The organism is Litoreibacter janthinus (genome assembly GCF_900111945.1).
GTDB classification, from domain to species: Bacteria; Pseudomonadota; Alphaproteobacteria; order Rhodobacterales; family Rhodobacteraceae; genus Litoreibacter; species Litoreibacter janthinus.
In genome coordinates, this window is sequence record NZ_FOYO01000001.1 from 3,362,284 (window position 1) to 3,385,269 (window position 22,986).

The window sequence follows — 22,986 nt, forward strand, 5'->3', positions numbered from 1 at the left end:
CTATCAGCTGCCAACGCCTGCAGAGATCACAGTCACTGCACGACGGTTTTTGGCATAGCAGGACTCGACTGAACAGACCTCAAGCGGGCGCTCTTTGCCGAAGCTCACCGTGCGCAGGCGATTGTCTGCAACACCATTTGCCACAAGGTAATCACGGGCAGCTGCCGCGCGGCGTGCGCCAAGCGCAAGGTTGTATTCGCGGGTGCCTTGCTCGTCGGCGTGGCCTTCAATGATCGCGGAATAGCTTGGATTGTTCGACAGCCAGTTGGCTTGCTGACCCAATGTTGAACGGGCTTCGTCGCCCAGCGTGGATTGGTCCACAGCGAACAGAACCTTATCGCCGATGGTCTGGCTGAAGTAAGCGGGGCTGTTCGGGTCGAGAGCAGAGGTGGAAATGCCGCCATTGTTCAGCCCGTTTGCCCCAGCGCCGCCAGCGCCGTCGCCGCTACGGTCAAAGGGGCTTTTGGCACAAGCAGCCAGCGCCAGAGTGGTGGTCAGCAGTGCAACCTTGGTAAGCGTCTTCATCGGTTTGATCCTTCATGGGTCATATTTATTGGCTCGATTGCTCCGAACGTAGCATGTGTCGGAGTCAAAGGGAATCTCACGGTTTATTTCAGCAAAGGCGACCAGTTCGGGTCGGAGGCATTGGCCTGCACCGCTTTCAGGTTCCGCCCCGAGATGTCCACCGAATATAGTGTGGATGACCCGCCGGAACCGGCAGTCTCACGGGTGAACATGATCACGCGACCATTCGGCGACCAAGTCGGACCTTCATCGAGGAACGACGCTGTCAGCAAGCGCTCGCCGGACCCGTCCGTGCGCATCACGCCAATGTGGAACCGTCCACGGTTTTGCTTGGTGAAGGCGATCAGGTCACCACGTGGGGACCAAACCGGCGTGCCATAACGCCCCTGCCCGAAGGAAATTCGCGTGGCTTCGCCGCCGCTGGCGTTCATCACGTAAAGCTGCTGTGTGCCAGAGCGGTCGCTCTCGAACACGATCCGAGTGCCATCCGGCGAATAGCTTGGCGCCGTTTCAATCGCAGGGCTGGATGTCAGCTGCGTGCGCTGCCCGCTTGGAAGGTTCAGCTTGTAGATGTCGGTGTTGGAGCCGGTCGTCAGAGAGAATACAACATCCTGACCGTTCGGTGCAAAGCGTGGCGCAAAGCTCATGGTGCCCGGCTGGTCTTGCAGCACGCGCCGCCCGACCGAGGCCACATCAAGCACATAGATCTTCGGGAAGCCGCTTTCGTAGCTGGTATAAAGCACGCGATCGCCGGTCGGTGAAAACCGTGGCGCCAGAACAATTGCTTGCGCGTCGGTCAGGAACTGTTGGTTCGCGCCGTCGTAATCCATGACGCCCAATCGCTTCAGGCGGGCATTCTTCGGTCCGGTTTCGGATACGAACACCACGCGGCTGTCGAAATACCCGCCTTCACCTGTGATGCGCGAGTAAACGGCATCGGCCACCTTATGCGCCATCCGCCGCCATCCATTGGTGGAGCCTACGAATTGCAGCCCCTCACCCAGCTGGTCCTCGGAGAATACATCGAACAAGCGAAACTTGACGATGATCTGACCGTCACTTGTCGTGGACACAGCGCCGGTCACCAATGCTTGTGCATTGATCGCCTTCCAGTCCGCATATTGAACGGGGCTGTCAAAGCTGGTGATCTGACTGATGAACGCGTCTTGGCTGATTGCGCGAAAGAGGCCGGAGCCCTGCAAATCCGCAGCAACCACTGATGCGAGGTCCCGCGCGTATTGATCCGCACCTGCGGTCTCGGCGATGAACGAAGGGGCCGCAAAGGGCAGCGGCTCGATATTGGGATTGTCCAACTCGATGCAAAGCACACCTTGGGCGCATTGCGCAATCGCCGGAGGCGTTGCGGCGACTGTGCCAATACACAAGGTCGCCACCGCAACCAAACAGCTGAGAAGTCTTTTCATCATGCTCTTATCCTTTCACGCAAACGCATAAGTGCAAGGCTCTTGGCCTGCGAGGCGGTGCGGATGGGCGTTTTTGCGCCATTCTGGTCATCTTATCTCTCGGCGTGTCGCGTTGAAGCTTACCTGAACTTCGCGCCACTGGTCATATTTGTCGAGGGGAAGGTCATAGCCGGTGGCACCGCAGCGAATGATCGCACGTCGCGCAGCCTCATAGGCGCGCTTCACCGCGTCCCCGCTGCCGCCGGTGCTGGAAATCATCCGGATCGAGCTGGTCACAGGCTTTGCGTCCTGCTCCATCTGGAACCCGACGACGACCGACACGGCAAGCGCGTCGGTGCCCAAAGCGCCCACGTTCCAGCATTTCTGGATACCCAGAATGAAGGCGCCCTTTTCGGACCGCGTGATCGGTGAAGACGTGCCGCCACCGGGATTGGCATTGTTGGCAACAGCGGTCTCCGTGTTTGCCTCGGCCACAGCGTTGGCGATGCTGTCAGCAAGGCTAGGCGCAGTTGACTCGGCGACCTGGGGGGCCGGTTGAGCAGGCGGTTTAGGCTTGCGGCCCGGGCGCGTCGAGATGGTCGGAGCGGAGGTCGAAGGCTCGTCCGCTTCGGTCACGATCTCCGTGGTTGCGGCCTCGCGGGCCGTTTCCTCCCGCGCCTCTTCTATGGGCGTCGGTTCCGCCGCAGGCGCTGCGGCGGCTTGGTCAACGTCGTCTACCACAACTTCCGGGTCAGGCTCTTCAACGATCTCTTCGGCAATCCGCTCCGCAGGGCGCGGCACCGGGCGCTCATCCGGTGCGATCAAGGTCGCGCCCGGATCGCCATCGGTGTCAGGTGCGTCAGGTTGGTCTGGCACCGACGGGGTGACAGTCGGTTCTGCAGGCTCAGGGATCACTGGATCTGGCTCAGGTGCGGCTTGCTCCACCGGCGCGGGTGGGCTTGGCGGAGTCACAGGTGTTTCTGGCTCGACAGCAGGCGCGGGCTGATCCACCTGCACAGGCGCTTCTGGTGCGGGCGGCAAGTCAGGCTCGCCCGGCGATTGGGCCTGCATCGCGGCAAACTCTTCACCCGAAATGATCGAGACGTTGCTCACCTTCACTTCAAAGTCAGTGTCGCGCGCAATAAAAAGCCCCCCTACGATCAGGTAGAGGATGAAGGCTGCGTGGCCTGCGCCGGAAACATATGTGCCGGTATGTGGAGAGATGCGCATGCGCGCGCTACCCGCCCTGCCCGTCAAGCGAAGGGCCGCCGGTGTCTGTCACCAAACCAATATTGGAGAAGCCACCTTTGTTCAGCGCGCCCATGACTTGCACAACACGCTCGTAAGGGATGGAGCCGTCAGCCCGCAAAAACACTTTGTCGTTGCTCCGCTCCGCCGCGATGGCGCGCAAGCGGCCAATCAGCGCTTCGTCTTCAATCTCGGTGTTCTGGATCGACAATTGCCCGTCTGCTTCGATGGTTATCGTCAGCGGCTCTTCCTGCTCGGTCGGCAACGCCGATGCGGCGGTTTTCGGCAGTTCCACCGGCACCCCCACGGTCAGCAACGGGGCCGCAACCATGAAGATGATCAGCAGCACCAGCATAACGTCCACGAAGGGCGTGATGTTGATCTCTGACATCGGCTTGGAGCCGCCTTTACGCCGCCTGCCCCTGCGCCCGCCCGAAGACGCGCCTTGCTGAACACCCGCTCCCATGGCTCAGGCGTCCAGTTGGCGCGAAAGAATGGTGGTGAATTCGTCCGCGAACGCTTCATAGCCCGACATGATGCGGTCGGAGTCAGCGCTTAGCTTGTTGTAGAAGATAACAGCCGGAATAGCTGCAAGCAGGCCCAATGCGGTGGCAACCAGCGCCTCAGCAATACCTGGTGCCACAACGGCAAGGTTGGTGCTTTGCGAAATTGCGATCTCTTCAAAGGCGTGCTTGATGCCCCAAACCGTACCGAACAATCCAATAAACGGGGCCGTCGCGCCAGTGGTGGCCAAGAAGCCAAGACCGTAGTTCAGCTTCTCTTCCTGCTTGGAAATGGCGACATCCATAGACCTGTCGATGCGAGCGGTGGCCCCTGCAATCAGCTGCCCGTCCTCGCGGTGCGACCTGCGCCATTCGCTCATTCCCGCCGCAAAAATCTTATGTGCCGCGCCATCAGGTTCGGCGCCCACTTTGTCAAACAGCTCGTCCAGCGGCTCGCCGGACCAAAAGGCGCGGTCAAACGCCTCGGCCTCGCGCCGCGCAGCACGGAAGTTGATGAATTTCTGCACGATGATCGCCCAGCCCCAGAACGAGGCCCCGATCAGCATCAGCATGACTATTTTAACAGTTGGTGTTGCCCGCCAAAAAAGCGCCGTGACTGAAAAGTCCACGTCGCTGGCTAGGCCGATTGCCTCAGCTTCCATAAAACCCGCTCGCCTTGTTTTTTACCGCTTTGTGCGGCTTGATTGACCGTAGAATAGCCGCAACAGAACTGCATTGCTACATTCCACGCGACAAGGGCATAAAATTTCTTGTTACCGTTGCATCAGTTGGCGAATATCCGCCGGAAGGCGTGTCGGACGACCATCCGCGCCAAGGCAAACAAGCGTGACAACCGCCCTGAACAGCGCCACCCCGCCCCGACTGACATCTTGCGTGAGCGTGATCCGTGCCGCCGAGATGTCCTGCACCCGCGTTTCAACTGCGATCACATCGTCAAACTTGGCAGGCGACAGGTAGTCCGCCTCGACACGACGCACAGCAAAGACGATACCCTGCTCTGCTTTCAGCGCAACCTGATCGACGCCAATCTCGCGCACCCATTCGCTTCGGGCGCGCTCAATGAATTTCAAGTAGTTGGCGTAATACACGATCCCCGCAAGGTCGGTATCTTCGTAGTAAATACGGCATGAAAAGATGTGCGGGCTGCTCATGTAAGCAACCAAATCACGCACCCTTCCGACGCGCAACCCGGCATTGTGACCTCACTATGCTGGGAACCCTCACCGTGTTGGCGCGTTTAGATGAAAGGTTCGCTAAAGGAGTCCCGCGATGGAAAACGAAGAAACTGGCATCGCCGAGCAGATAGACGCCGAACCGGAACTTATCTTCGACAAGATTGATGCGTGGCTCGACGGCTTCTTCAGGCTGCTCCCAAACATCGGCGTGGCGCTGGTCGTCATCGTGATTTTCTGGCTCGTAGCCAAAGGGCTCGCCGCCCTCATCCACCGTTCAGCGAACCGGCGAGACCGTCCAAGCCTTGCCGAAGTGGCCAGCAGCCTCGTGAAGTGGGCCGTGATCATTCTGGGCGTCATGCTTGCGATCACGATCGTAGCACCATCCATCAAGCCAGCAGACCTCATTGCTGGTTTGGGGGTTGGATCGGTTGCGATCGGCTTTGCGTTCAAAGACATCCTTCAGAACATGCTCGCCGGAATTCTGATCCTGCTCCGACAGCCGTTTGAGGTCGGTGACCAGATCGTCTCGGGCGGACACGAGGGGACGGTGGAAAAAATTGAAACACGCGCCACGCTGATCAAGACCTATGACGGGCGTCGCGTCGTCATCCCCAATGCCGACATTTATACGGACAGCGTCATCGTCAACACCGCCTTCGATACCCGCCGGTCGCAATACGATATCGGTATCGGCTGCAACGATGACTGGGACAAGGCCCGCAAAATCATGAAAGAGACATGCGCGAAGGTGGACGGCGTACTGGATGACCCCGCACCAGAGACCATTCCGGTGGAACTCGGTGATTTCGCCAACATTGTCCGACTGCGGTGGTGGACCAAAGCCGACCGCGCCACAGTCATCCACGTCAAAGGTGACGTTCTTCAGGCAGTCTACAAGGCTCTGGATGAGGCCGCGATCGACATGCCGTACCCGACGCATGTGCAGCTTTGGCATGACCAAACAGACGAACATGACGGCGACCGTGCACGTCAGCGTGAAGGCTGGCCCACCTCGTCCGACGGGGATCCCAAGCCGCGCCGCGTAGCCGACGCGGTCTGCGACAAGTCGGCGTCCTAATGCTGGGCTTGCAAGCGCGCGGCCAGACGAAGGGCGTGGGACGGATCATCCGCCGAGACTGGCATAACCCGATCATAGGCCGCGCGGATGACTGACGCGATCTCGGGCTTGAGGATTGCTACATCTTTGCCGGTCAAAGCCAAGGGCGATGATCCCACGAACGCCTGATCCGACCAAAGCACGATGGATTGCACAACTTGGCCCAGACAAATGGTCTCTGCCGGAAGCTCTGCCATGGCATCATCCATGCGGATAAACACAAAGCACGCCTTGATCCCGCCATCCGGCTCGAAGCGGAACAGGCGGTATTGGTTGGCGTCAGCCGCTTTCAGGCGCTCAACCAAAGCGCCAAGTTCGGGGATCATCCGGTCCAGATTGGGTGTCTCTATAAGTTCCTGCCAATCGCGCAGGAAAAACACCATGAAGTTGGAGCCAAGCTCTGGGTCCGTCTCTGCCATCTCGTGGCCAGCCAGTTGGCAGACAGCCTCAATCGCGCCCTTGAGGATCGCCACAGTGCTTTCCTCAACGCCAAACGCCACAGGCGCAATCGGGCGGCCCCAGCGGGCAAACAGGTAGCTTCCGTCTGCGCGGGTGAAATAGCGCGTCACAGTCTCAATTATGTCAGACATCTCGAAAATCCAAACTCAGCTCTCAAACAAGTCGGTCCGCCCTTTCGGCGCAGCCAGCCCCAGATGCGTCCATGCTTTTTGCGCAAGCATCCGCCCGCGCGGAGTACGCTGGATCAGCCCTTGTTGCAGCAGGAACGGCTCAATGACCTCTTCCAAAGAATCACGGCTTTCGGACAAAGCGGCGGACATGGTCTCGATGCCAACCGGCCCGCCTTGATAATTCTCCGCAATCAGCCGCAGATATCGCCTATCAGCGCCATCGAGGCCCAGGTGATCCACGCCCAGCCGCGTTAAAGCGCTGTCCGCCAATGCGCGGGTGATCTTGCCACCGCCTTCGACCACGGCAAAATCCACAACGCGCCGCAGCAAACGGCCCGCTATGCGCGGTGTGCCACGGGCACGCCGGGCAATTTCCAGCGCCCCGTCATCTTCGGTCGGAACGCCCAGCAAGCGCGCACCGCGCCGGACAATCTCGTGCAATTCGCTTTCGGTGTAGAACTGAAGCCGTGTCGGTATTCCGAACCTGTCACGCAAGGGCGTCGTCAGCAGCCCGAGCCGCGTGGTAGCCCCCACGAGCGTGAACGGTTGCAACTCAATGCGAACGGTCCGCGCGGCAGGCCCCTCGCCAATCACCAGATCCAGCTCGAAGTCTTCCAGTGCGGGGTAAAGTACCTCTTCCACCACCGGGTTGAGCCGGTGGATTTCGTCGATGAACAACACGTCGCGGGCTTCAAGATTGGTCAGGATCGCCGCCAAATCACCCGCTTTGGCCAGCACCGGCCCAGAGGTCATGCGAAAGTTTACCCCTAACTCACGCGCCATGATCTGAGCGAGCGTGGTTTTGCCCAAGCCGGGCGGGCCGTGGAAAAGTGTGTGATCCATCGCCTCGCCGCGTGTCTTTGCGCTTTCGATGAACACGCGCAGGTTCGCGCGCGCCTCAGCTTGCCCGATGAATTCATCCAGCCCTTGCGGGCGCAACGCACGGTCCGCGTCTTCAGGCCGCCGCTCCGGGCGCAAGGTTGGGTCAGGTTCGCTCATGATTATCTCTATGCCGCAGGGGGGAATGATCTTCCAGAGGAAGGTTCACGCTCTAATCCTTCGGGGCCAGCAGCTTCAACGCCGCGCGGATTAGTGCAGGCGTCTCCGCCGCACCTTCGCCTGCAGCTTGCGCAACCGCGCCTGCCGCATCGCCATGGCCGTAACCTAGGTTAACCAAGGCCGAGAGCGCCTCCGCCTGTGCCGAAGCAGTTGGCGCTGAGATCGGCTCCAGCACATCATCTTCGCTTGTGGCTTTCACCACATTGCCTTGCGCAGCGGCCAAGCTGCCCCCCATCGCCATCACATTGGGGGCTTTGTCTTTCAACTCCAGCACAACCTTTTGCGCGGTCTTGGGACCGATCCCCTTGGCGGCTTTGATCGCATTCCAGTCCCCCAAGGTCACAGCGCGCGACACGCCATCAGGCCCCAAGGTCGACAAGATCGCCATCGATGCCTTGGCACCGACCCCTTGCACAGTCATCAGCAATCTGTGCCATTCCTTTTCCACCAGCGAGGTGAACCCGAAGAGCTGCAGCAGGTCTTCGCGCACCAATAGCTCGGTGAAAAGCGAAACGGCTTCTCCAGGGCCGGGCAACACCGCCATCGTCCGTTCGGAACAGTAAACCACGTAGCCCACGCCGCCGACGTCGATCAGGATGTGATCCGACGCCCGGTAGTCCAACCGGCCTGACAATTTTCCAATCATGCCCCTGCCCTCGCCAATGCTGCGCTGAGCGTGTTGCCCGCCCGCGCATGAAACGCATGACACAACGCAATCGCCAAAGCGTCTGCGGCATCCGGCCCAGTTATTACCACGCCGGGCAATTGCATCTTCACCATATGCGCCACCTGAGTTTTGTCGGCGTGACCAACTCCGACGACAGTCTTCTTGATTTTGTTCGGGGCATACTCGCCAATACTCAACCCAGCCTGCGCCGGAACCAGCATCGCGATCCCGCGCGCTTGGCCGAGCTTCAACGTGCCCGCCCCATCCTTGTTAACGAATGTTTGCTCCACCCCCGCCGTGTCAGGCGCGTATCGGGTGACAATTTCAGTCAGTTGGACATGTAAGCTAAGAAGTCGCGCGGCCAACTCTGTTCCCGTCGAATGGCAGGTGCCATTGGCAACATGGGAGATGCGCACACCATCTGTGTCGATCACTCCCCATCCAAGGTTTCTCAACCCCGGATCAATCCCTATGACGCGCATGGCCTGCTCATTTTTTGTTGTTCTTGAGCCACAAGTAGCACGAAACGCGAACATTTGCCAAGATGGCCTGTGCAGGGGGCGTTGTGGCGCCGGAAACCAAGTTCCGTAGCGGCAGGCTCATTTGTCGGTCAAAATCGTCATCCGGAGCGTCATTTACGACAGAACTGAGGTCCAGATTCCGCCATATTTATAAGGGCTTTAGGTGACGCTAAGACATATGCTGAAAGCGCATAGGTGCCATGCAAAAAATTTTCTTGTGGCATGGCGATTGGCACCCTAGATGCCGCTCAGACACACACATTGCTCAAGATATGAGCACAAAACAAAAGGACGACTCGTATGGCTGTATTTGAAACCTCCCGCTCGCTGAACGAAGGCGTCCGCGCCGACGCTCGTGGCGTCTTCGCTTCCCTGATCGGTGCCGTAGTGGCATGGAATGACCGTCGCGTCACACGCAATGCACTGTCTTGCCTGACCTCCCGCGAGCTGGACGATATCGGGCTGAGCCGTGGCGATATCTACAACGTCTGAGCCAATCAGACGTCGCCGCTAAAGATCAAAAGCCACCCTTGGGGTGGCTTTTTCTTTGTGGACTATTCAATTATTATTTGCCGCGAAGGATCGCATCCAAACCGCGCGCCATGGCGAGGGTCGCGGGGTCGGCGTCCAGAAGAAACGCCGCGAACACCTGCACACTTTGGCCCTTTTTGAGCGTATCAATGCGGCTTGAATACTCTTCGTCCCCCAGCTGGGCAAAAACGAAGCCCTTAAGCATAACGAAAATGAGGGCTGCGGTGAGGATGCTTTTGACAGGGACAAGTTTCTTGCGGCGGGGCTTCACAACCTCGACGACAAGGCCATCTTTGTTGACCTTGCGAACGACCTTCTTGTTGGGGTCGCTTTTTTGCTGAATCGCATTTAACCGCTCTATGAAGCGGTCTTTATTAACGTCTGCCAAAACCTGTTCCCAGTGCTTATGATTTGCACATTTACAACTTGGCTAACAGGTTAGTGGTAAAATACCTACGAAAAATACTATTTCTTATACATTCGCAGCGCAGACCATTCCCCAATGTCACGTCTTTGCGACACCTCAAAGCCTGCGGCTTCGTAAACGGCCTGCACTTCTGCCGCCTGATCAATGAGTAATCCGGACAGAATAATAGTGCCACCTTCAACACAATTCGCAGCCATATCGGGGGCCAAATCAATCAGTGGCCCTTTGAGAATGTTGGCAAAAATCAGGTCGAACGGCGCTTTGGCCGTGATCTGTTCATGCCCGAAACCGATGGCCTCAAGGCATGTGATCTTGTCGGCCATCCCGTTGGCCTCGGCATTCACTTCCGCGACCTCAACCGCAACCGGATCAATGTCCGACGCGATGACCGCTTGGTCCCAAACGGCAGCTGCAGCCATCGCCAAGACCGCAGTTCCGCACCCTACATCGATGACATTCGTCGCTTTCCGGCCCTCAGCAACGTAATCTTCCAAAGACAAAAGACAGCCCTGTGTGGTGCCGTGGTGGCCCGTCCCGAAGGCCATTGCGGCCTCAATCAACAGCGCGACTTTGTCTGCGGGCACCTTGTCAGCGTCGTGGGCTCCGTAGACGAAGAACCGGCCCGCTTCGACTGGCGCAAGCTCGCGGCGCACATGAGCCACCCAGTCCGTCTCGGGGATTTCCGACACCACAAACGGCTTTGCTCCATGCGCCGCAGTCAAAAGCGCCAGTTCGATGTCGTTGGGCTGGTCCAGAAAATAGCCGCCCACTTCCCATAGGCCCGAGCCGTCTTCCACCTCGAACACACCCACGCCAGTCGGCGCCGGATCCAGCGCCTCCAGAGCCTCGCCCAAGGCTTGAGCGGCAGGTTCCCCCATAAGGGTGGTCAAAGCGGTATATGTCGGCATCAGGTGGCTCCTTCGTGTTGCCGTCCGATTAGGCCGCAGCCAGCGCTGACGCAACCCCTAGCAGGCTCACTCGGCGGGTGCTGCCTCCGGGCGGGCAAATATCGTCTCGTGCCCAGGCTCTGGGTGCCGCGGGATCAGCAGCGACAGAAGCAAAGACGAAATCGCCATGCAGGCCGCCGCGATAAACACCGATGCGGGCGAATTGATCCACATGTAGCCCAGCACAACCGGCAGGAAGACGGCGGCGATGTGGTTGATCGTAAAGGCCACCGCAGCCGTCGGGGCGATATCTGCAGGATCAGCGATCTTCTGGAAATAGGTTTTCAACGCAAACGCCATCGAGAAGAACAGATGGTTCACCACATACAAAGAGGCCGCCAAAACAACGCCCCAGCCAAAATAGTAAATCCCGCCATAGGCGAGGAACACGATTGTCAGGCCGACATACTCGAATATCAGCATATTGCGCTCGCCATAGACGCCAATCGCGCGCCCGATCAGCGGGGCAAAGATCATGTTGGCAACGTAGTTGATCAGGAACAGTGCCGTCACTTCATGCACCTCAAATCCGAACCGCTCGACCATCATGAACGCCGCAAAAACCACGAAAATCTGACGCCGCGCGCCCGAAACGAATTGCAGCGCATAATAGAGCCAGTACCGCTTGCGCAGGACCATGGTCTTGTTCTGGGGATTTGGCGTTTCGAACTGCGGAAAGTAGATCAGGCAGAAGCCCGCAATCAGCACGGTGACTCCACCGGCAATCAGGTACACGACCTCATAGCTCAGATCGAAAGTTTTCCACGTCAGCACCAAGAGCCCGTAGGCGATCAGCGACGCGAAACTGCCCGCAGCGGTCAGCCAACCCAAAGTCTGCGGGGCTTTGGCCTTTTCGATCCATTGCAACTGCAAAGACTGGTTCACCGTCTCGTAATAGTGGAAGCCGATGGACGACAGCAGCGTCAGCATCAAAATGCCACCGAACTGCGGAAAGTAGGCAGTCATGGCCGTGGCCAGACCAAGCAAGATCAATGAAATCAGCCCAAGCACCTGTTCGCGCACAAAAATGATCAAGAAGATCACACCGATGGCAAGGAACCCCGGTATCTCGCGCACGGTATGAAGCCAGCCGATTTCGACACCGGTGAACCCGGCAACCTCGATCACGAAGTTATTGAGCAACGCAGACCACGTGGCGAAGGCAATTGGCATGGCAAGCGCCATGAGGAACAGCAAGAACACCGGCTGGCGCACGAAGGGCAACGCCTTCGCCTCGTCCAAATCCATGCGTCTGATGCTATCCCCGAACATGGTGAAGACTTACGCCCGTCCCGCGGCCTTGGCGAGCAAAATCGTGGGCACGATTGGCGCCGCTACTACACCACCTCAACCTCTTCTCGTGCGGTCACTGGCATAGCAATCGGCGTCGACCACCCCAACCAACAGCGCCTGCACCCCTGCTTCACGCCAAGCCTCCTCGTCGGCAATACAACCGTCGGGTTGGTTGATCAGGAGGAAATTGGCTTTGAAATCTGACGCGGCCACTTCTCATCGGGCAATGACCTTGAACAGGAAGAACGGCCCGAACGTAGCAAAGGGCGCACCCAAGCGCGCCCTTCATGTTCGATCGCCCCGCGCTTCGGCGGGATCAGGCTCAGGCCGATACGCGGCTGACGATTGCGCCAAGCTCTGACGAAATAGCACCGATATCGCCCATCGCGTCCACACGCACCAAAGCGCCCTGCCCGTCGTAATAATCGATCAGCGGCGCGGTTTGTGCATGGTATGCTTCCAATCGGGACGCCACGGTTTCGGCGTTGTCATCCGCACGGCGCACCATTTCGGTGGAGCCACACTTGTCACAGGTCTCCGCAACGGCTGGAGCTTTGAAGCTGTCGTGATACCCTTCACCGCAGCCTTTGCAGGTGAAGCGGCCGGCGATGCGCGTGACCATTTCGGCGTCGTCCACATCCAGCGAAATCGCTGCATTGATGCGCTGGCCGGTAGCCTCCAGCAGATCATCAAGTGCCTCTGCCTGCACCGTCGTGCGCGGGAAGCCATCTAGGATCACGCCTTTGGCGCAGTCAGGCTCTGCCAGACGGTCCTTTAGAATGGCCAGCACAATGTCGTCGCTGACCAGCCCACCGGCTTCCATGACACTTTTGGCTTGCTTGCCCGCGTCAGTTCCTGCGGCCACGGCAGCGCGCAGCAGGTCACCCGTCGACAGCTGCACAAGCCCGAAACCTTCTTCCAGCATACGCGCTTGGGTGCCCTTGCCCGCACCCGGAGGCCCGAGCAAGATCAGAACAGGCGAGGTCACGGCGGTCTTGGTTCCGTCCATTACGCGTCCTTTCGGTTCATGCGGTTGGCAATAAGGTCATCCACCACGGCGGGTTCTGCCAAAGTGGAGGTGTCGCCCAACGCACCAAAATCATCCTCTGCGATCTTGCGCAAAATGCGGCGCATGATCTTGCCCGAACGTGTCTTCGGCAGGCCCGGTGACCACTGAATCAGATCCGGCTTGGCAATCGGGCCAATCTCGGTACGAACCCATTTCTCCAGCTCTTTGCGCAACTCCTCGGTTGCCTCCACGCCGTTCATCAAGGTCACGTAGGCATAGATGCCTTGGCCTTTGATGTCATGCGGGTAGCCCACCACGGCGGCCTCGGCCACTTGAGCATGCGCCACAAGCGCGCTTTCGACTTCGGCGGTCCCCATGCGGTGACCGGAGACGTTGATCACGTCATCCACGCGGCCAGTAATCCAGTAGTCGCCGTCTGCATCGCGCTTACAACCGTCACCGGTGAAGTAGTAGCCGGGGTAGTCGCTGAAATAGGTCTTCTCGAACCGCTCATGATCGCCCCAAACGGTGCGCATCTGGCCTGGCCACGAGTTGGCAATCACTAGCACTCCGTCCACGTCATTGCCCTCGATCACTTCAGCCGATTGCGGATCCAGCACAAGCGGCTTGATCCCGAAGAACGGCTGCTGTGCAGAGCCCGGTTTCAGGTTGGTCGCACCTGGCAGAGGGGTCATCAGGTGGCCACCGGTCTCGGTTTGCCACCACGTATCGACGATCGGGACTTTGCCTTTGCCGATAACGTTATAGTACCAAGTCCACGCCTCTGGATTGATCGGCTCGCCCACGGTGCCCAGCACTTTCAAGTCGCTCAGGTCATATTTTTCAACAAAGCTGTCGCCCTGCCCCATCAACGCGCGAAGTGCGGTCGGCGCGGTGTAGAACTGGTTAACCTTGTGCTTCTCGCACACTTCCCAGAACCGTCCGGCATCGGGGAAGGTTGGCACGCCCTCAAACATGATGGTCGTCGCACCGTTGGCCAACGGGCCATAGACGATGTAGCTGTGGCCCGTGACCCAGCCCACATCTGCGGTGCACCAGAAGATGTCGCCTTCGTGGTAATCGAAAACGATTTCTTGCGTCATTGCCGCGTAGGTCAGATAGCCACCAGAGGTGTGAACAACACCCTTTGGTTGGCCGGTAGAGCCCGACGTATACAGGATGAACAACGGGTCCTCGGCGTTCATCTCGGCAGGGTGGGACGAGTCATCCGCCTCCATCGCCATCTCGTTGTAGTCGTAATCGCGGTCGGTCCACGTGGTCTGGCCACCGGTGCGCTTTACGACGAGACATTTCACGCTGTCTTTGCAGTGCAGCAGCGCTTGGTCGGTGTTCGATTTCAGCGCAGTCTTGCGGCCGCCACGCGGGGCCTCGTCAGCGGTAATCACAACCTTGGCGTCACAGCCATTAATCCGTGCCCCCAATGCATCCGGCGAGAAGCCCGCGAACACGATGGAGTGGATCGCACCAATGCGGGCGCAGGCCAGCATGGCGTAAGCGGCCTCAGGGATCATCGGCAGGTAAATTACAACGCGGTCGCCTTTGCGAACGCCAAGACTTTCCAGCACGTTGGCCATTTTGCAGACCGACTTGTGCAGCTGCTTATAGGTGATGTGCTTGGCGTCGTCCTTCGGATCATCCGGCTCCCAGATAATCGCGGTCTGGTCACCGCGCGTTGCCAGATGGCGGTCGATGCAATTGGCAGCAACGTTCAGTGTGCCGTCCGCAAACCAGTTGATGTGGACATTGCCGAGGGTGAAATCGACATCGGAGACTTTGGTGAACGGCTTGATCCAGTCCAGTCGCTTGCCCTGCTCTGCCCAGAAGGCATCCGGGTCAGCCATCGAGGCCGCATACATTTTTTCGTAGCCTGCCGCATCCACGTGGGCTTTCTTAGCGAAGGCCGGGTCTGGGGCATAAGTCGTATCTGGATTGGATGGGGTCGTCATGGGTGTCCTCCGCAAACTCTGTGCAGGGAGCTTGACGCAACGGCATCCATGCCACGCGTCCAATCACTTAAGATATCACTCCCTCACCGCTGCTTATAGCACGCAGATTTTATAATTGCCGCCAAGCAACGGGTATTGAAAGATAATTTTGTAAATTTGTTTTTCTCAGCCACCGGCAGGCAGTGAAGAAAGCAGTAAATTTTGTAAATTATGTGCCGCCTCATACAGTTGCCGCAGCGCGGCGGAGGGGGCAGGCGCACGCCGAAAAAGGCGATTCCCAGCCGTGCCAGCAATCATATCAGACCAACGTCGCGCGGCAGGTTGGCGCAGGCTGCCCTTGCGGCAGTCAGGCCACCCGAAAAACGGACGGCCTGCGATTCTCAACTCGCAAGCACGTTGCGGAATTGCCAAGGGTCGCTCTCGTCGATGTCTTCAGGAAAATGCTGCCACCGGTCCTGCAACGGCGTCCAGTCGGTGTAATGCGCCTCAACAGGTCCCAGATAAGGACGCTGCACCTCAAGGCACCGCGCATGATCCATCTCGTCTGTTTCGACAATACCGGCATTCGGGTTCTCAAGCGCCCAAACCATCCCAGCCAGAACGGCCGACGTTACCTGCAATCCCGTGGCATTCTGATACGGCGCAAGCTTGCGGGTCTCGGCATTGGATAGGCGCGAGCCGAACCAAAGCGCGTTCTTTTCGTGCCCGTACAGCAGCACGCCCAACTCATCGATACCCTCTACGATTTCGTCCACATCGAGAATTTCATGCTCCACCTGCTGGCGACCAGAGCCGAACATCTCGTGTAGCGACAGCACCGCATCGTCACACGGGTGGTAGGCGTAATGGCAGGTCGGGCGGTATTCAGGCGCACCCGCCGAACCAACGGTGTAGTAGTCCGAAATCGACACCGCCTCGTTATGGGTCACGAGATAGCCGAACTGCGGGCCGGGTGTCGGACACCATGTGTGCACGCGGGTAATTGCGCCCGGGCGCTCCAGCCAGATTGCCGACTGGCAGCCAACGTCGTAACGATGTGCGTTCTCTGGGAACCAAGTCTCATGGGTGCCCCAACCCAACTCGGCGGGCTGGAAGCCTTCGGCGATGAATCCCTCTACGGACCATGTGTTCACAAATACGTTGCGCGGACGGGGCAGACGACGTGCCTGCGTGTCGCGCTCGGCAATATGCACGCCTTTGACCCCGAGCCCCTGCATCAGCTTGCCCCAACCGTCGCGGCTGGTGGGCGCGGTTGCATCGGCGCCGGTGTCCTTGGCCAAGGTCAGCAGTGCCTCTTTGACAAACCAGCTGACCATGCCCGGATTGGCCCCGCAGCACGACACCGCTGTGGAGCCGCCGGGGTTCGCCGCCTTTTCGTCACGCACTTTCTGGCGAAGCGCGTAATTCGTCCGGTCCGCGTTGCTTTCCGTCTCGAAATAGAACCCGTCCCACGGCTCCACCACGGTGTCTATATACGGCACCTCCATCTCGCGGCAGAACTTCATCAGATCCAGCGAGGACGTGTCCACCGATAGGTTCACCACAAAGCCTTTGCCCTGCTCCAGCAAACCGCCCAGCAGGTCGCGGTAGTTGTCGCGGGTCACGGACTCAGACACGAAGCGGATATTGTGTTGCTTGAGGAAGTTGTGATTGTCCGAATTCGGCTCGATCACCACAAACTTGTCGGCGTCATACTCGAAATGCCGCTCAATCAAAGGCCAAGTGCCTCTGCCGATAGAGCCGAAGCCGATCATCACGATGGGGCCGTCGATGCGACCATACACAGGATAAGTCATTATCTTCCTCCAAAGCAAAAAGGCCGCCCCGAGGGGCGGCCTTTGGGACTGAATGGCACGAGAACCTTAGTTCTGAGCGTAATATTCGATCACGAGGTTAGGTTCCATCATGACTGGGTAAGGCACGTCGCCCAGACCCGGAGTGCGCACGAAGGTCGCGATCATTTTGGAGTGGTCAACCTCAAGGTAGTCAGGAACGTCGCGCTCTGGCAGTTGCGATGCTTCGATCACCAGCGCCATTTGCTTGGACTTCTGACGAACTTCGATCACGTCGCCTTCTTTCACACGGTAGGAAGGGATGTTCACACGTTGGCCGTTCACGGTCACGTGGCCGTGGTTGACGAACTGACGGGCCGCGAAAACGGTCGGCACGAACTTGGCGCGGTAAACAACTGCGTCCAGACGACGCTCCAGCAGGCCGATCAGGTTTTCACCGGTGTCGCCTTTAACACGAGCAGCTTCAACGTAAGTGCGCTTGAACTGTTTCTCGGTCAGGTCGCCGTAGTAGCCATTCAACTTCTGCTTGGCGCGCAGCTGCAGACCGAAGTCCGACAGTTTGCCCTTGCGGCGCTGACCGTGCTGGCCGGGGCCATATTCACGGCGGTTAACTGGGGATTTTGGACGACCCCAGATGTTTTCGCCCATCCGGCGGTCAATTTTGTATTTGGCAGCGGTACGTTTAGTCATACGCTGATCTCCTCTTTCAGGTTCTAAGAGGGCGTTGTCCTCTCTGCGGATTTTGCCGCAGCGACAGGGCATCCTCTTGCGAGGGCCACCAACACCAATGAAATCGCGCTTATAGACGGCTTATATAGGGAGTCAATCGGCTTCTAGCAGGTTGCCGAAACGGAGTGCATCTCGCGCCGAGGCGTGGCGCGGCAGACACCTGAAACGCGCGCCTAGCCAAGTGGCGCGGAGCACCTTCAATCGAATCCACGGGGCGTGCATGGCCAATTTTCATGTTCCAAACGATGGGATTGGGATGTTTGGCGTCACCAACATCTATCTCTAGCGTGCCATCTGTCGCTTGCGGCGGCGCCCAGTGCTCCAATCGCCCTGTGCTGTCGGTTTTTCCTTCGAAGACCTGACGACCAACTGTCAACGTGTAAGGCCTGTCGCTGATGGGTTTAGCTTCGGGTGAAACAACGGTGAATGCGATCCGCGCCGGAACGCCTCTGCGGCGAAACACATGTCGCTTGCCGGTCTCGCAGGCAACATGTTTGGCCCTCAACTCCGGATTTCAACGTCGAGGTTTGGCATAAGTGTTTCCGCACTTTTGCATTTCTCCCGCAATTCTGAGTTTGCGGGGTGATCCCAAATAGTCTGCCAAAAATGCCCAAATCTTTCGCCCAAGGAGGCGGCCCAGTCACCCGGAGAGAGCTTATATTTCGTCATTTAAATTCACCTTAAGCTAAGCGGGTGAAGCCGCGTTGATCAAATAGTGCGGCGGAACCTGGATCGAGTTACTTGCGACGTGAAACCCAACCATCTCTAGGCTATTTGCCGTAATGCTGTGCCGCTCAAATAATCGGCACTCAAGCCGGTCTTCAAAAATACCACTGGGTCATCAGAGTTTAAGAGCTGTGTTAAGTAAAGTAAGGGACAGCTGCCCCAAGACGCTTTCGATGCGAGGTCGAGAAACGGGAATAATCTGCTGAGCTGGTAGAAAATGACGGGTCGAAGCGAGCTGAAAGTAGGCTACACGACCTCCCACGCATCTTTATCCAGCTCAGGAAAATTAACCTGATAGTTTCCCGGCATCAGTTTTTCGTGGCGCGCAAGCCCATCACTATCGAGTGTGCCGCGTATCACTATATGCTTGCCGGGGCCGGACAGGACGTAATTCGCATTGGCAATGGGCATGTCATCTTCGCCGATCAACTGTATTTCGATCCAAGTCCGCTTCGCATCAGCAATATCTTCAGGGACAAGAACGGGTATATCCGCCATGATCTGATCGGGGCGTCGCCGCTGTCGCACTATGCGAGGCGGCTCCCTTCTCTGCCGTGGCTTCGCCTCGACAAATGCCGAGAAATCACCGCCAGAGCTCACCCGTTCCGCCATATCGCGCGGTTCGAAATCATACAAAATGATCCGGCGGGCATATATCAGCCCAGACAACACTCTAAGGACTTGCTGGTCATCCAGCTGATAGAGTGGAGAGCAATAGCTTTCAGCATGCAGAACCTTGCGAAACACTTGCATATTCCGGCCTTGATTTTTAGCACTTCGCAAAAACCTTAGGGCATCCACCTTGTCCGAGAACGGAAACGCTTCTGTATTTTCTGGAAGCTCTGTCTTTCTGGAGATAGAAATCTTCCTCCCGAAAAAACTATTTTTTGCATGGGCAAACTCCAAAAAGCGGAAGCCATATAAAATGTTCGTAAAATCATGGACAGTGGAAAGGATGGTATTGGGAAGGTTGAGTTCTGGCAAATCATTGTTTGAAAATTCACCTCCAAGTCGTGATTGCCACGGTGAAGAACCCTATCAGCCCCCTGCCCGCCCTAAGCATTCCCAAAACTCTAAGAGGCTTTGGTGCTGTGATATTCATGAAGCCATAATTTTAGAGGGCCAGAAAATACGCTCCTCTGCCAATCGCTCATGGAGTCTTTTTGAGCCAAGAAAGGACCTTGCAATTAACTACCACTTCGACTGCAAAGCACCCAAGTAAGCCCCCTGTTTGAATACAGCCCAGCACACTCGACTGCGGACGGCGGTTTCGAAAGTCGTCAGCAATTTACGGCCTTGGGCAAGGCAGGTGCAGAATAATCCACTGCGCCCGTTGATTTCCCCCTGCATCATGGTGCAAACCCCTTGCAGCTATAAGTCAGGGGACGGCATATGACACGCATCGACGACACATTCGCGCGGCTGAAGGCCGAGGGCAAAAAAGCTTTCGTGACCTATGTAATGGCGGGCGATCCCGATGAGGCTCGGGCGCTTGAGATCGTCAAAGGCTTGCCCGCTGCAGGCGTCGACATTATCGAGCTTGGGATGCCATTTACCGACCCGATGGCAGATGGTGAGACCATTCAGCTTGCAGGCCAGCGCGCCCTCGAAGCAGGCATGACGTTGGAAAAGTTCCTGCAATTCGTGCGCGATTTCCGCGCGGGCGATGACACCACTCCGATTGTTATGATGGGATACTACAACCCGATCTATTCGCGCGGTGTGGAGCGTTTTCTGAAAGAGGCCAAGGACGTTGGCATCGACGGGATGATTATCGTCGACCTGCCACCAGAAGAAGACGAAGAGCTGTGCATCCCCGCTCAAGCGGCGGGCATGAATTTCATCCGCCTCGCCACGCCCACGACAGACGCCAAGCGCCTGCCTAAGGTGCTGCAGAATACCTCCGGCTTCGTCTACTACGTCTCAATCACTGGCATCACCGGCGCGGCCGAGGCCAGTGCCTCCGATGTCGCCCCAGAGGTCGCGCGGATCAAGGAAAGCACGGACTTGCCCATCATCGTGGGCTTCGGCGTTAAAACACCGGCAACTGCGCAGGCCGTCGCCGGCGTGGCGGACGGAACTGTGGTTGGCTCCGCCATCGTGCAAAAGATTGCAAACGGCGAAAGCACGGCTGACGTTCTGGCATTTGTGAAGTCACTCGCCGACGGCGCGCATCGGGCCTAAATCGCCGCATTGACTCGAAACCGTCCAAATTGGTAACAAGACCTAACCAATTTGGACGGTAAGGGCTGTGAAATGGCTAGAATCACTGAAATTGAAGATCTGAAGCGCCTCTACAAGCGGCGCACGCCGAAGATGTTCTACGATTATTGCGAAAGCGGCAGCTGGACCGAGCAGACCTTCCGCGAGAACTCGTCAGACTTCGACCTGATCAAGCTACGTCAACGCGTGGCGGTTGATATGACGGGCCGCAGCACGGCGAGCCAGATGATCGGCCAAGATGTGGCAATGCCCGTGGCGCTCGCTCCTGTTGGCTCCACCGGAATGCAGCATGCCGACGGCGAAATCCTTGCCGCCAAGGCTGCCGAGAAATTTGGCGTGCCCTTCACCTTGTCAACCATGTCCGTCTGCTCGCTTGAGGATGTGGCCGAGAATACCTCCGCGCCGTTCTGGTTCCAGCTCTATGTCATGAAGGACCGCGAATTCACCAAGCGCGCGATCCAGCGCGCCAAAGATGCCAAGTGCTCCGCCCTTGTGCTAACGCTGGATCTGCAAATTCTGGGACAACGCCACAAAGATATCAAAAACGGCCTCTCTGTTCCGATCAAGCTGGCGCCGCACACGATCCTTGATCTGGCGACCAAATGGCGGTGGGGCTTGCAGATGCTGCAAACCAAGCGCCATAGCTTCGGCAACATTGTGGGCCACATCGACGGGATCACCGACATGACTTCCCTGTCTGTCTGGGCCGCCGAGAGCTTCGACCCGAAGCTCGACTGGGACTACGTCAAAGAGATCAAGGAGCTTTGGGGCGGGCCACTGATCCTCAAGGGGATCTTGGATGCCGACGACGCGAAGATGGCATTGAACGTCGGGGCAGATGCGATCGTTGTGTCCAACCACGGCGGGCGGCAGCTGGACGGGGCGATGTCTTCAATCAAGGCACTGCCGTCGATCATGGACGCAGTGGGAGACAAGATCGAGGTGCATCTCGACAGTGGTATCCGGTCCGGCCAAGACGTGTTGAAAGCACTCGCGATGGGCGCAAAAGGCACTTATATCGGGCGCGCCTTTGTCTATGGCTTGGGCGCGATGGGCCAGCACGGGGTGGAGGAAGCCTTGCGCGTCATCCACTCAGAGCTGGATACAACCATGGCACTGTGCGGTGAGCGGAAGGTTCAAGATCTCGGCAAGCACAACCTTCTGGTGCCCCGCGACTTTTACGGCGACTGGGCCTAAGCGCCCCGCGCCCTGAGGGCGTAGACAAGAGGCACAAGTATCAAAAGCAACAGCGCGACCGCCCCAAAGGCGGCGCGCAATCCGTAGCCTTCCGACACGAAACCCATTATGGCGGGCGCCGCGAAGAACCCCAGAAAACCCAGCACGGCGGTGCGCGAAATTGCGACCGTGCGCAAAGCGGGCGGGACCATGCGCCCCACCAATGCCAACCCAAGCGGGCCGATGACCGAGACGCCAAGCCCCATAATGCCAAAGCCCAGATAGGCGACCATTGGCACAGGGGCGATGACGACCAATGCCGTCCCGACCACCGCCATCGCAGTCGCCCACAAAATCACGCTTGTATCGCTCAACCGTTCGCTAACGGCCTGCCCGCTAAAGCGGCCCACCGCCATGGTCAGCCCCAACATCGTCGGCCCAAACGCGCCTTCAGCGGCGCTGCCGCCCAAGGTGCGCTCCACGTGCAAGGCCGACCACGCCTCCACGGCGGCTTCGGACATGAACGCAATCAGCACGACCGCGCCGCACAGGATGACAATGCCCCATGGCAAATTGACTGGCACACCATCGTCATGGCTCAGCGCCGGCGCCATACGAAGTCGGGCCAGCACCAGCAGCACCAAAGCACCTAGGACAACAAATAATAGCGCCGGCTGCACCGCTGCTTCGCGGGCCAAGCCGGTGATGAATGCACCGCCTGCATACGCCAGCGAGAAGGAGCCGTGATTGGCGTTCATCAAAGACCGCCCGGTTTGTGCCTCCAGATCGGACACGCGGGCGTTCATGATGACGTCCGTAAGCCCCGACGCCAGCCCGCACGCAAACATCGCCAGAAAGAAGCCAACCGGCGACGTGACAAGTCCGGGCAGCAAGAAGGCGACCGACAGCGCGAACGTGCTCAGCGCCATAGACCAACGGCCCAGCCACCGGTCCACCATCGGGGCGAACCACATGGTCGTCGCCAGCCCACAGGCCGTGCCCAAAAGGAGCAGACCAAACAGCGCGTCCCCCGCGCCAACGCGTTCTTTCAACAGGGGAACAAAGGCCGCAAAACTGCCCCAGTAGAGGCCTAGAATGGCAAAGGCCAAAGCTGGGATATGCGACAGGCGCAGGGCGTTTAAGACTGACATCCTGACATCGCTAGTCCGCCCCCTTGCAGCTGGCAATCCAAAACGACGCGAAACCCCTTTTCAAACAGGCGATTCCCTCCTATACGGCACACTTCACGCGGCCCGACACCCTTGGAGGCAGCCGCTCTAACTTGAAAAAGGAATAT

General features: G+C 58.2%; 23 protein-coding genes. 4 read left to right on the forward strand and 19 right to left on the reverse strand.

The features are described from left to right. Positions 1 to 3 precede the first annotated feature (3 nt). From pal to ybgC, 6 genes are all read right to left on the reverse strand, one after another. Positions 4 to 525, reverse strand: a complete 522-nt coding sequence (gene pal / locus BM352_RS16865; protein ID WP_090219219.1) for a peptidoglycan-associated lipoprotein Pal — start codon at positions 523 to 525, stop codon at positions 4 to 6. A gap of 83 nt (positions 526 to 608) precedes the next feature. Further along, entirely contained in the window at positions 609 to 1,949 is a 1,341-nt protein-coding gene (tolB, locus tag BM352_RS16870) for a Tol-Pal system beta propeller repeat protein TolB (RefSeq protein ID WP_425434560.1), read from the reverse strand. A gap of 87 nt (positions 1,950 to 2,036) precedes the next feature. Continuing rightward, complete coding sequence (locus BM352_RS16875) at positions 2,037 to 3,158, reverse strand: hypothetical protein (protein WP_090219224.1); 1,122 nt, start codon at positions 3,156 to 3,158, stop codon at positions 2,037 to 2,039. Positions 3,159 to 3,165: 7 nt separating this feature from the next. Beyond that, positions 3,166 to 3,642, reverse strand: a complete 477-nt coding sequence (gene tolR / locus BM352_RS16880) for a protein TolR (RefSeq protein WP_090219226.1) — start codon at positions 3,640 to 3,642, stop codon at positions 3,166 to 3,168. Positions 3,643 to 3,645: 3 nt separating this feature from the next. Beyond that, positions 3,646 to 4,341: a protein TolQ gene (gene tolQ / locus BM352_RS16885; protein WP_090219229.1), complete on the reverse strand. Its 696-nt coding sequence runs from the start codon at positions 4,339 to 4,341 to the stop codon at positions 3,646 to 3,648. 111 nt (positions 4,342 to 4,452) lie between these two features. Continuing rightward, entirely contained in the window at positions 4,453 to 4,851 is a 399-nt protein-coding gene (gene ybgC / locus BM352_RS16890) for a tol-pal system-associated acyl-CoA thioesterase (RefSeq protein ID WP_090219232.1), read from the reverse strand. A 118-nt stretch (positions 4,852 to 4,969) separates the two neighbouring features. Between ybgC and BM352_RS16895 the strand changes: the two genes are divergently transcribed. After that, positions 4,970 to 5,953, forward strand: coding sequence for a mechanosensitive ion channel family protein (locus tag BM352_RS16895; RefSeq protein ID WP_090219234.1), 984 nt, complete (start codon positions 4,970 to 4,972; stop codon positions 5,951 to 5,953). Here the strand turns inward: BM352_RS16895 and BM352_RS16900 are convergent. Genes BM352_RS16900 through ruvC form a run of 4 tightly spaced genes read right to left on the reverse strand, consistent with a single transcriptional unit; the run spans position 5,950 to position 8,829 of the window. Continuing rightward, positions 5,950 to 6,582 (reverse strand): hypothetical protein, encoded by a 633-nt coding sequence (locus BM352_RS16900; protein WP_090219237.1) that lies wholly within the window; start codon positions 6,580 to 6,582, stop codon positions 5,950 to 5,952. The genes BM352_RS16895 and BM352_RS16900 overlap by 4 nt on opposite strands. 15 nt (positions 6,583 to 6,597) lie before the next feature. After that, on the reverse strand, positions 6,598 to 7,620 hold the full coding sequence (gene ruvB, locus BM352_RS16905; RefSeq protein WP_090219240.1) for a Holliday junction branch migration DNA helicase RuvB: 1,023 nt from the start codon (positions 7,618 to 7,620) through the stop codon (positions 6,598 to 6,600). A 52-nt stretch (positions 7,621 to 7,672) separates the two neighbouring features. Further along, positions 7,673 to 8,326, reverse strand: a complete 654-nt coding sequence (gene ruvA, locus BM352_RS16910; RefSeq protein WP_090219242.1) for a Holliday junction branch migration protein RuvA — start codon at positions 8,324 to 8,326, stop codon at positions 7,673 to 7,675. After that, a complete protein-coding gene (ruvC, locus tag BM352_RS16915; protein WP_090219244.1) occupies positions 8,323 to 8,829 on the reverse strand; it encodes a crossover junction endodeoxyribonuclease RuvC in 507 nt (168 codons plus the stop codon). Before ruvC ends, ruvA begins: the two co-directional genes overlap by 4 nt. A 339-nt stretch (positions 8,830 to 9,168) precedes the next feature. On the opposite strand from ruvC, the gene BM352_RS16920 reads away from it, so the two are divergent. Next, positions 9,169 to 9,360: a DUF1127 domain-containing protein gene (locus BM352_RS16920; RefSeq protein ID WP_090219248.1), complete on the forward strand. Its 192-nt coding sequence runs from the start codon at positions 9,169 to 9,171 to the stop codon at positions 9,358 to 9,360. Positions 9,361 to 9,433: 73 nt separating this feature from the next. On the opposite strand, the gene BM352_RS16925 is transcribed toward BM352_RS16920, so the two are convergent. The 8 genes from BM352_RS16925 to BM352_RS16960 form a co-directional block, all read right to left on the reverse strand. After that, positions 9,434 to 9,787, reverse strand: coding sequence for a hypothetical protein (locus BM352_RS16925; RefSeq protein WP_090219251.1), 354 nt, complete (start codon positions 9,785 to 9,787; stop codon positions 9,434 to 9,436). Positions 9,788 to 9,864: 77 nt separating this feature from the next. Continuing rightward, entirely contained in the window at positions 9,865 to 10,734 is an 870-nt protein-coding gene (locus BM352_RS16930; protein WP_090219253.1) for a 50S ribosomal protein L11 methyltransferase, read from the reverse strand. Positions 10,735 to 10,800: 66 nt separating this feature from the next. Next, positions 10,801 to 12,045 (reverse strand): MFS transporter, encoded by a 1,245-nt coding sequence (locus BM352_RS16935; RefSeq protein ID WP_175500718.1) that lies wholly within the window; start codon positions 12,043 to 12,045, stop codon positions 10,801 to 10,803. 343 nt (positions 12,046 to 12,388) lie between these two features. Further along, the gene (locus BM352_RS16940) at positions 12,389 to 13,075 is read right to left on the reverse strand and encodes an adenylate kinase (protein WP_090219255.1); all 687 of its coding nucleotides are present in this window, start codon (positions 13,073 to 13,075) and stop codon (positions 12,389 to 12,391) included. Then, positions 13,075 to 15,042 carry an acetate--CoA ligase gene (gene acs / locus BM352_RS16945; RefSeq protein ID WP_090219258.1) on the reverse strand — a complete coding sequence of 656 codons (1,968 nt, stop codon included), beginning with the start codon at positions 15,040 to 15,042 and terminating at the stop codon, positions 13,075 to 13,077. The genes BM352_RS16940 and acs overlap by 1 nt, the downstream gene beginning before the upstream one ends. 380 nt (positions 15,043 to 15,422) lie before the next feature. Continuing rightward, on the reverse strand, positions 15,423 to 16,838 hold the full coding sequence (locus BM352_RS16950; RefSeq protein WP_090219260.1) for a homospermidine synthase: 1,416 nt from the start codon (positions 16,836 to 16,838) through the stop codon (positions 15,423 to 15,425). A 66-nt stretch (positions 16,839 to 16,904) separates the two neighbouring features. Next, positions 16,905 to 17,525, reverse strand: coding sequence for a 30S ribosomal protein S4 (gene rpsD / locus BM352_RS16955; RefSeq protein WP_090219264.1), 621 nt, complete (start codon positions 17,523 to 17,525; stop codon positions 16,905 to 16,907). Between the two features lie 1,011 nt (positions 17,526 to 18,536). Then, entirely contained in the window at positions 18,537 to 19,274 is a 738-nt protein-coding gene (locus BM352_RS16960; RefSeq protein ID WP_090219266.1) for a hypothetical protein, read from the reverse strand. Between the two features lie 408 nt (positions 19,275 to 19,682). On the opposite strand from BM352_RS16960, the gene trpA reads away from it, so the two are divergent. Together trpA and BM352_RS16970 are read left to right on the forward strand one after the other, a co-directional pair. Beyond that, positions 19,683 to 20,474 carry a tryptophan synthase subunit alpha gene (gene trpA / locus BM352_RS16965; protein ID WP_090219268.1) on the forward strand — a complete coding sequence of 264 codons (792 nt, stop codon included), beginning with the start codon at positions 19,683 to 19,685 and terminating at the stop codon, positions 20,472 to 20,474. 72 nt (positions 20,475 to 20,546) lie between these two features. Beyond that, on the forward strand, positions 20,547 to 21,710 hold the full coding sequence (locus BM352_RS16970) for an alpha-hydroxy acid oxidase (protein WP_090219270.1): 1,164 nt from the start codon (positions 20,547 to 20,549) through the stop codon (positions 21,708 to 21,710). On the opposite strand, the gene BM352_RS16975 is transcribed toward BM352_RS16970, so the two are convergent. Beyond that, the gene (locus BM352_RS16975; RefSeq protein WP_090219272.1) at positions 21,707 to 22,840 is read right to left on the reverse strand and encodes an MFS transporter; all 1,134 of its coding nucleotides are present in this window, start codon (positions 22,838 to 22,840) and stop codon (positions 21,707 to 21,709) included. The genes BM352_RS16970 and BM352_RS16975 overlap by 4 nt on opposite strands. Positions 22,841 to 22,986 lie beyond the last annotated feature (146 nt).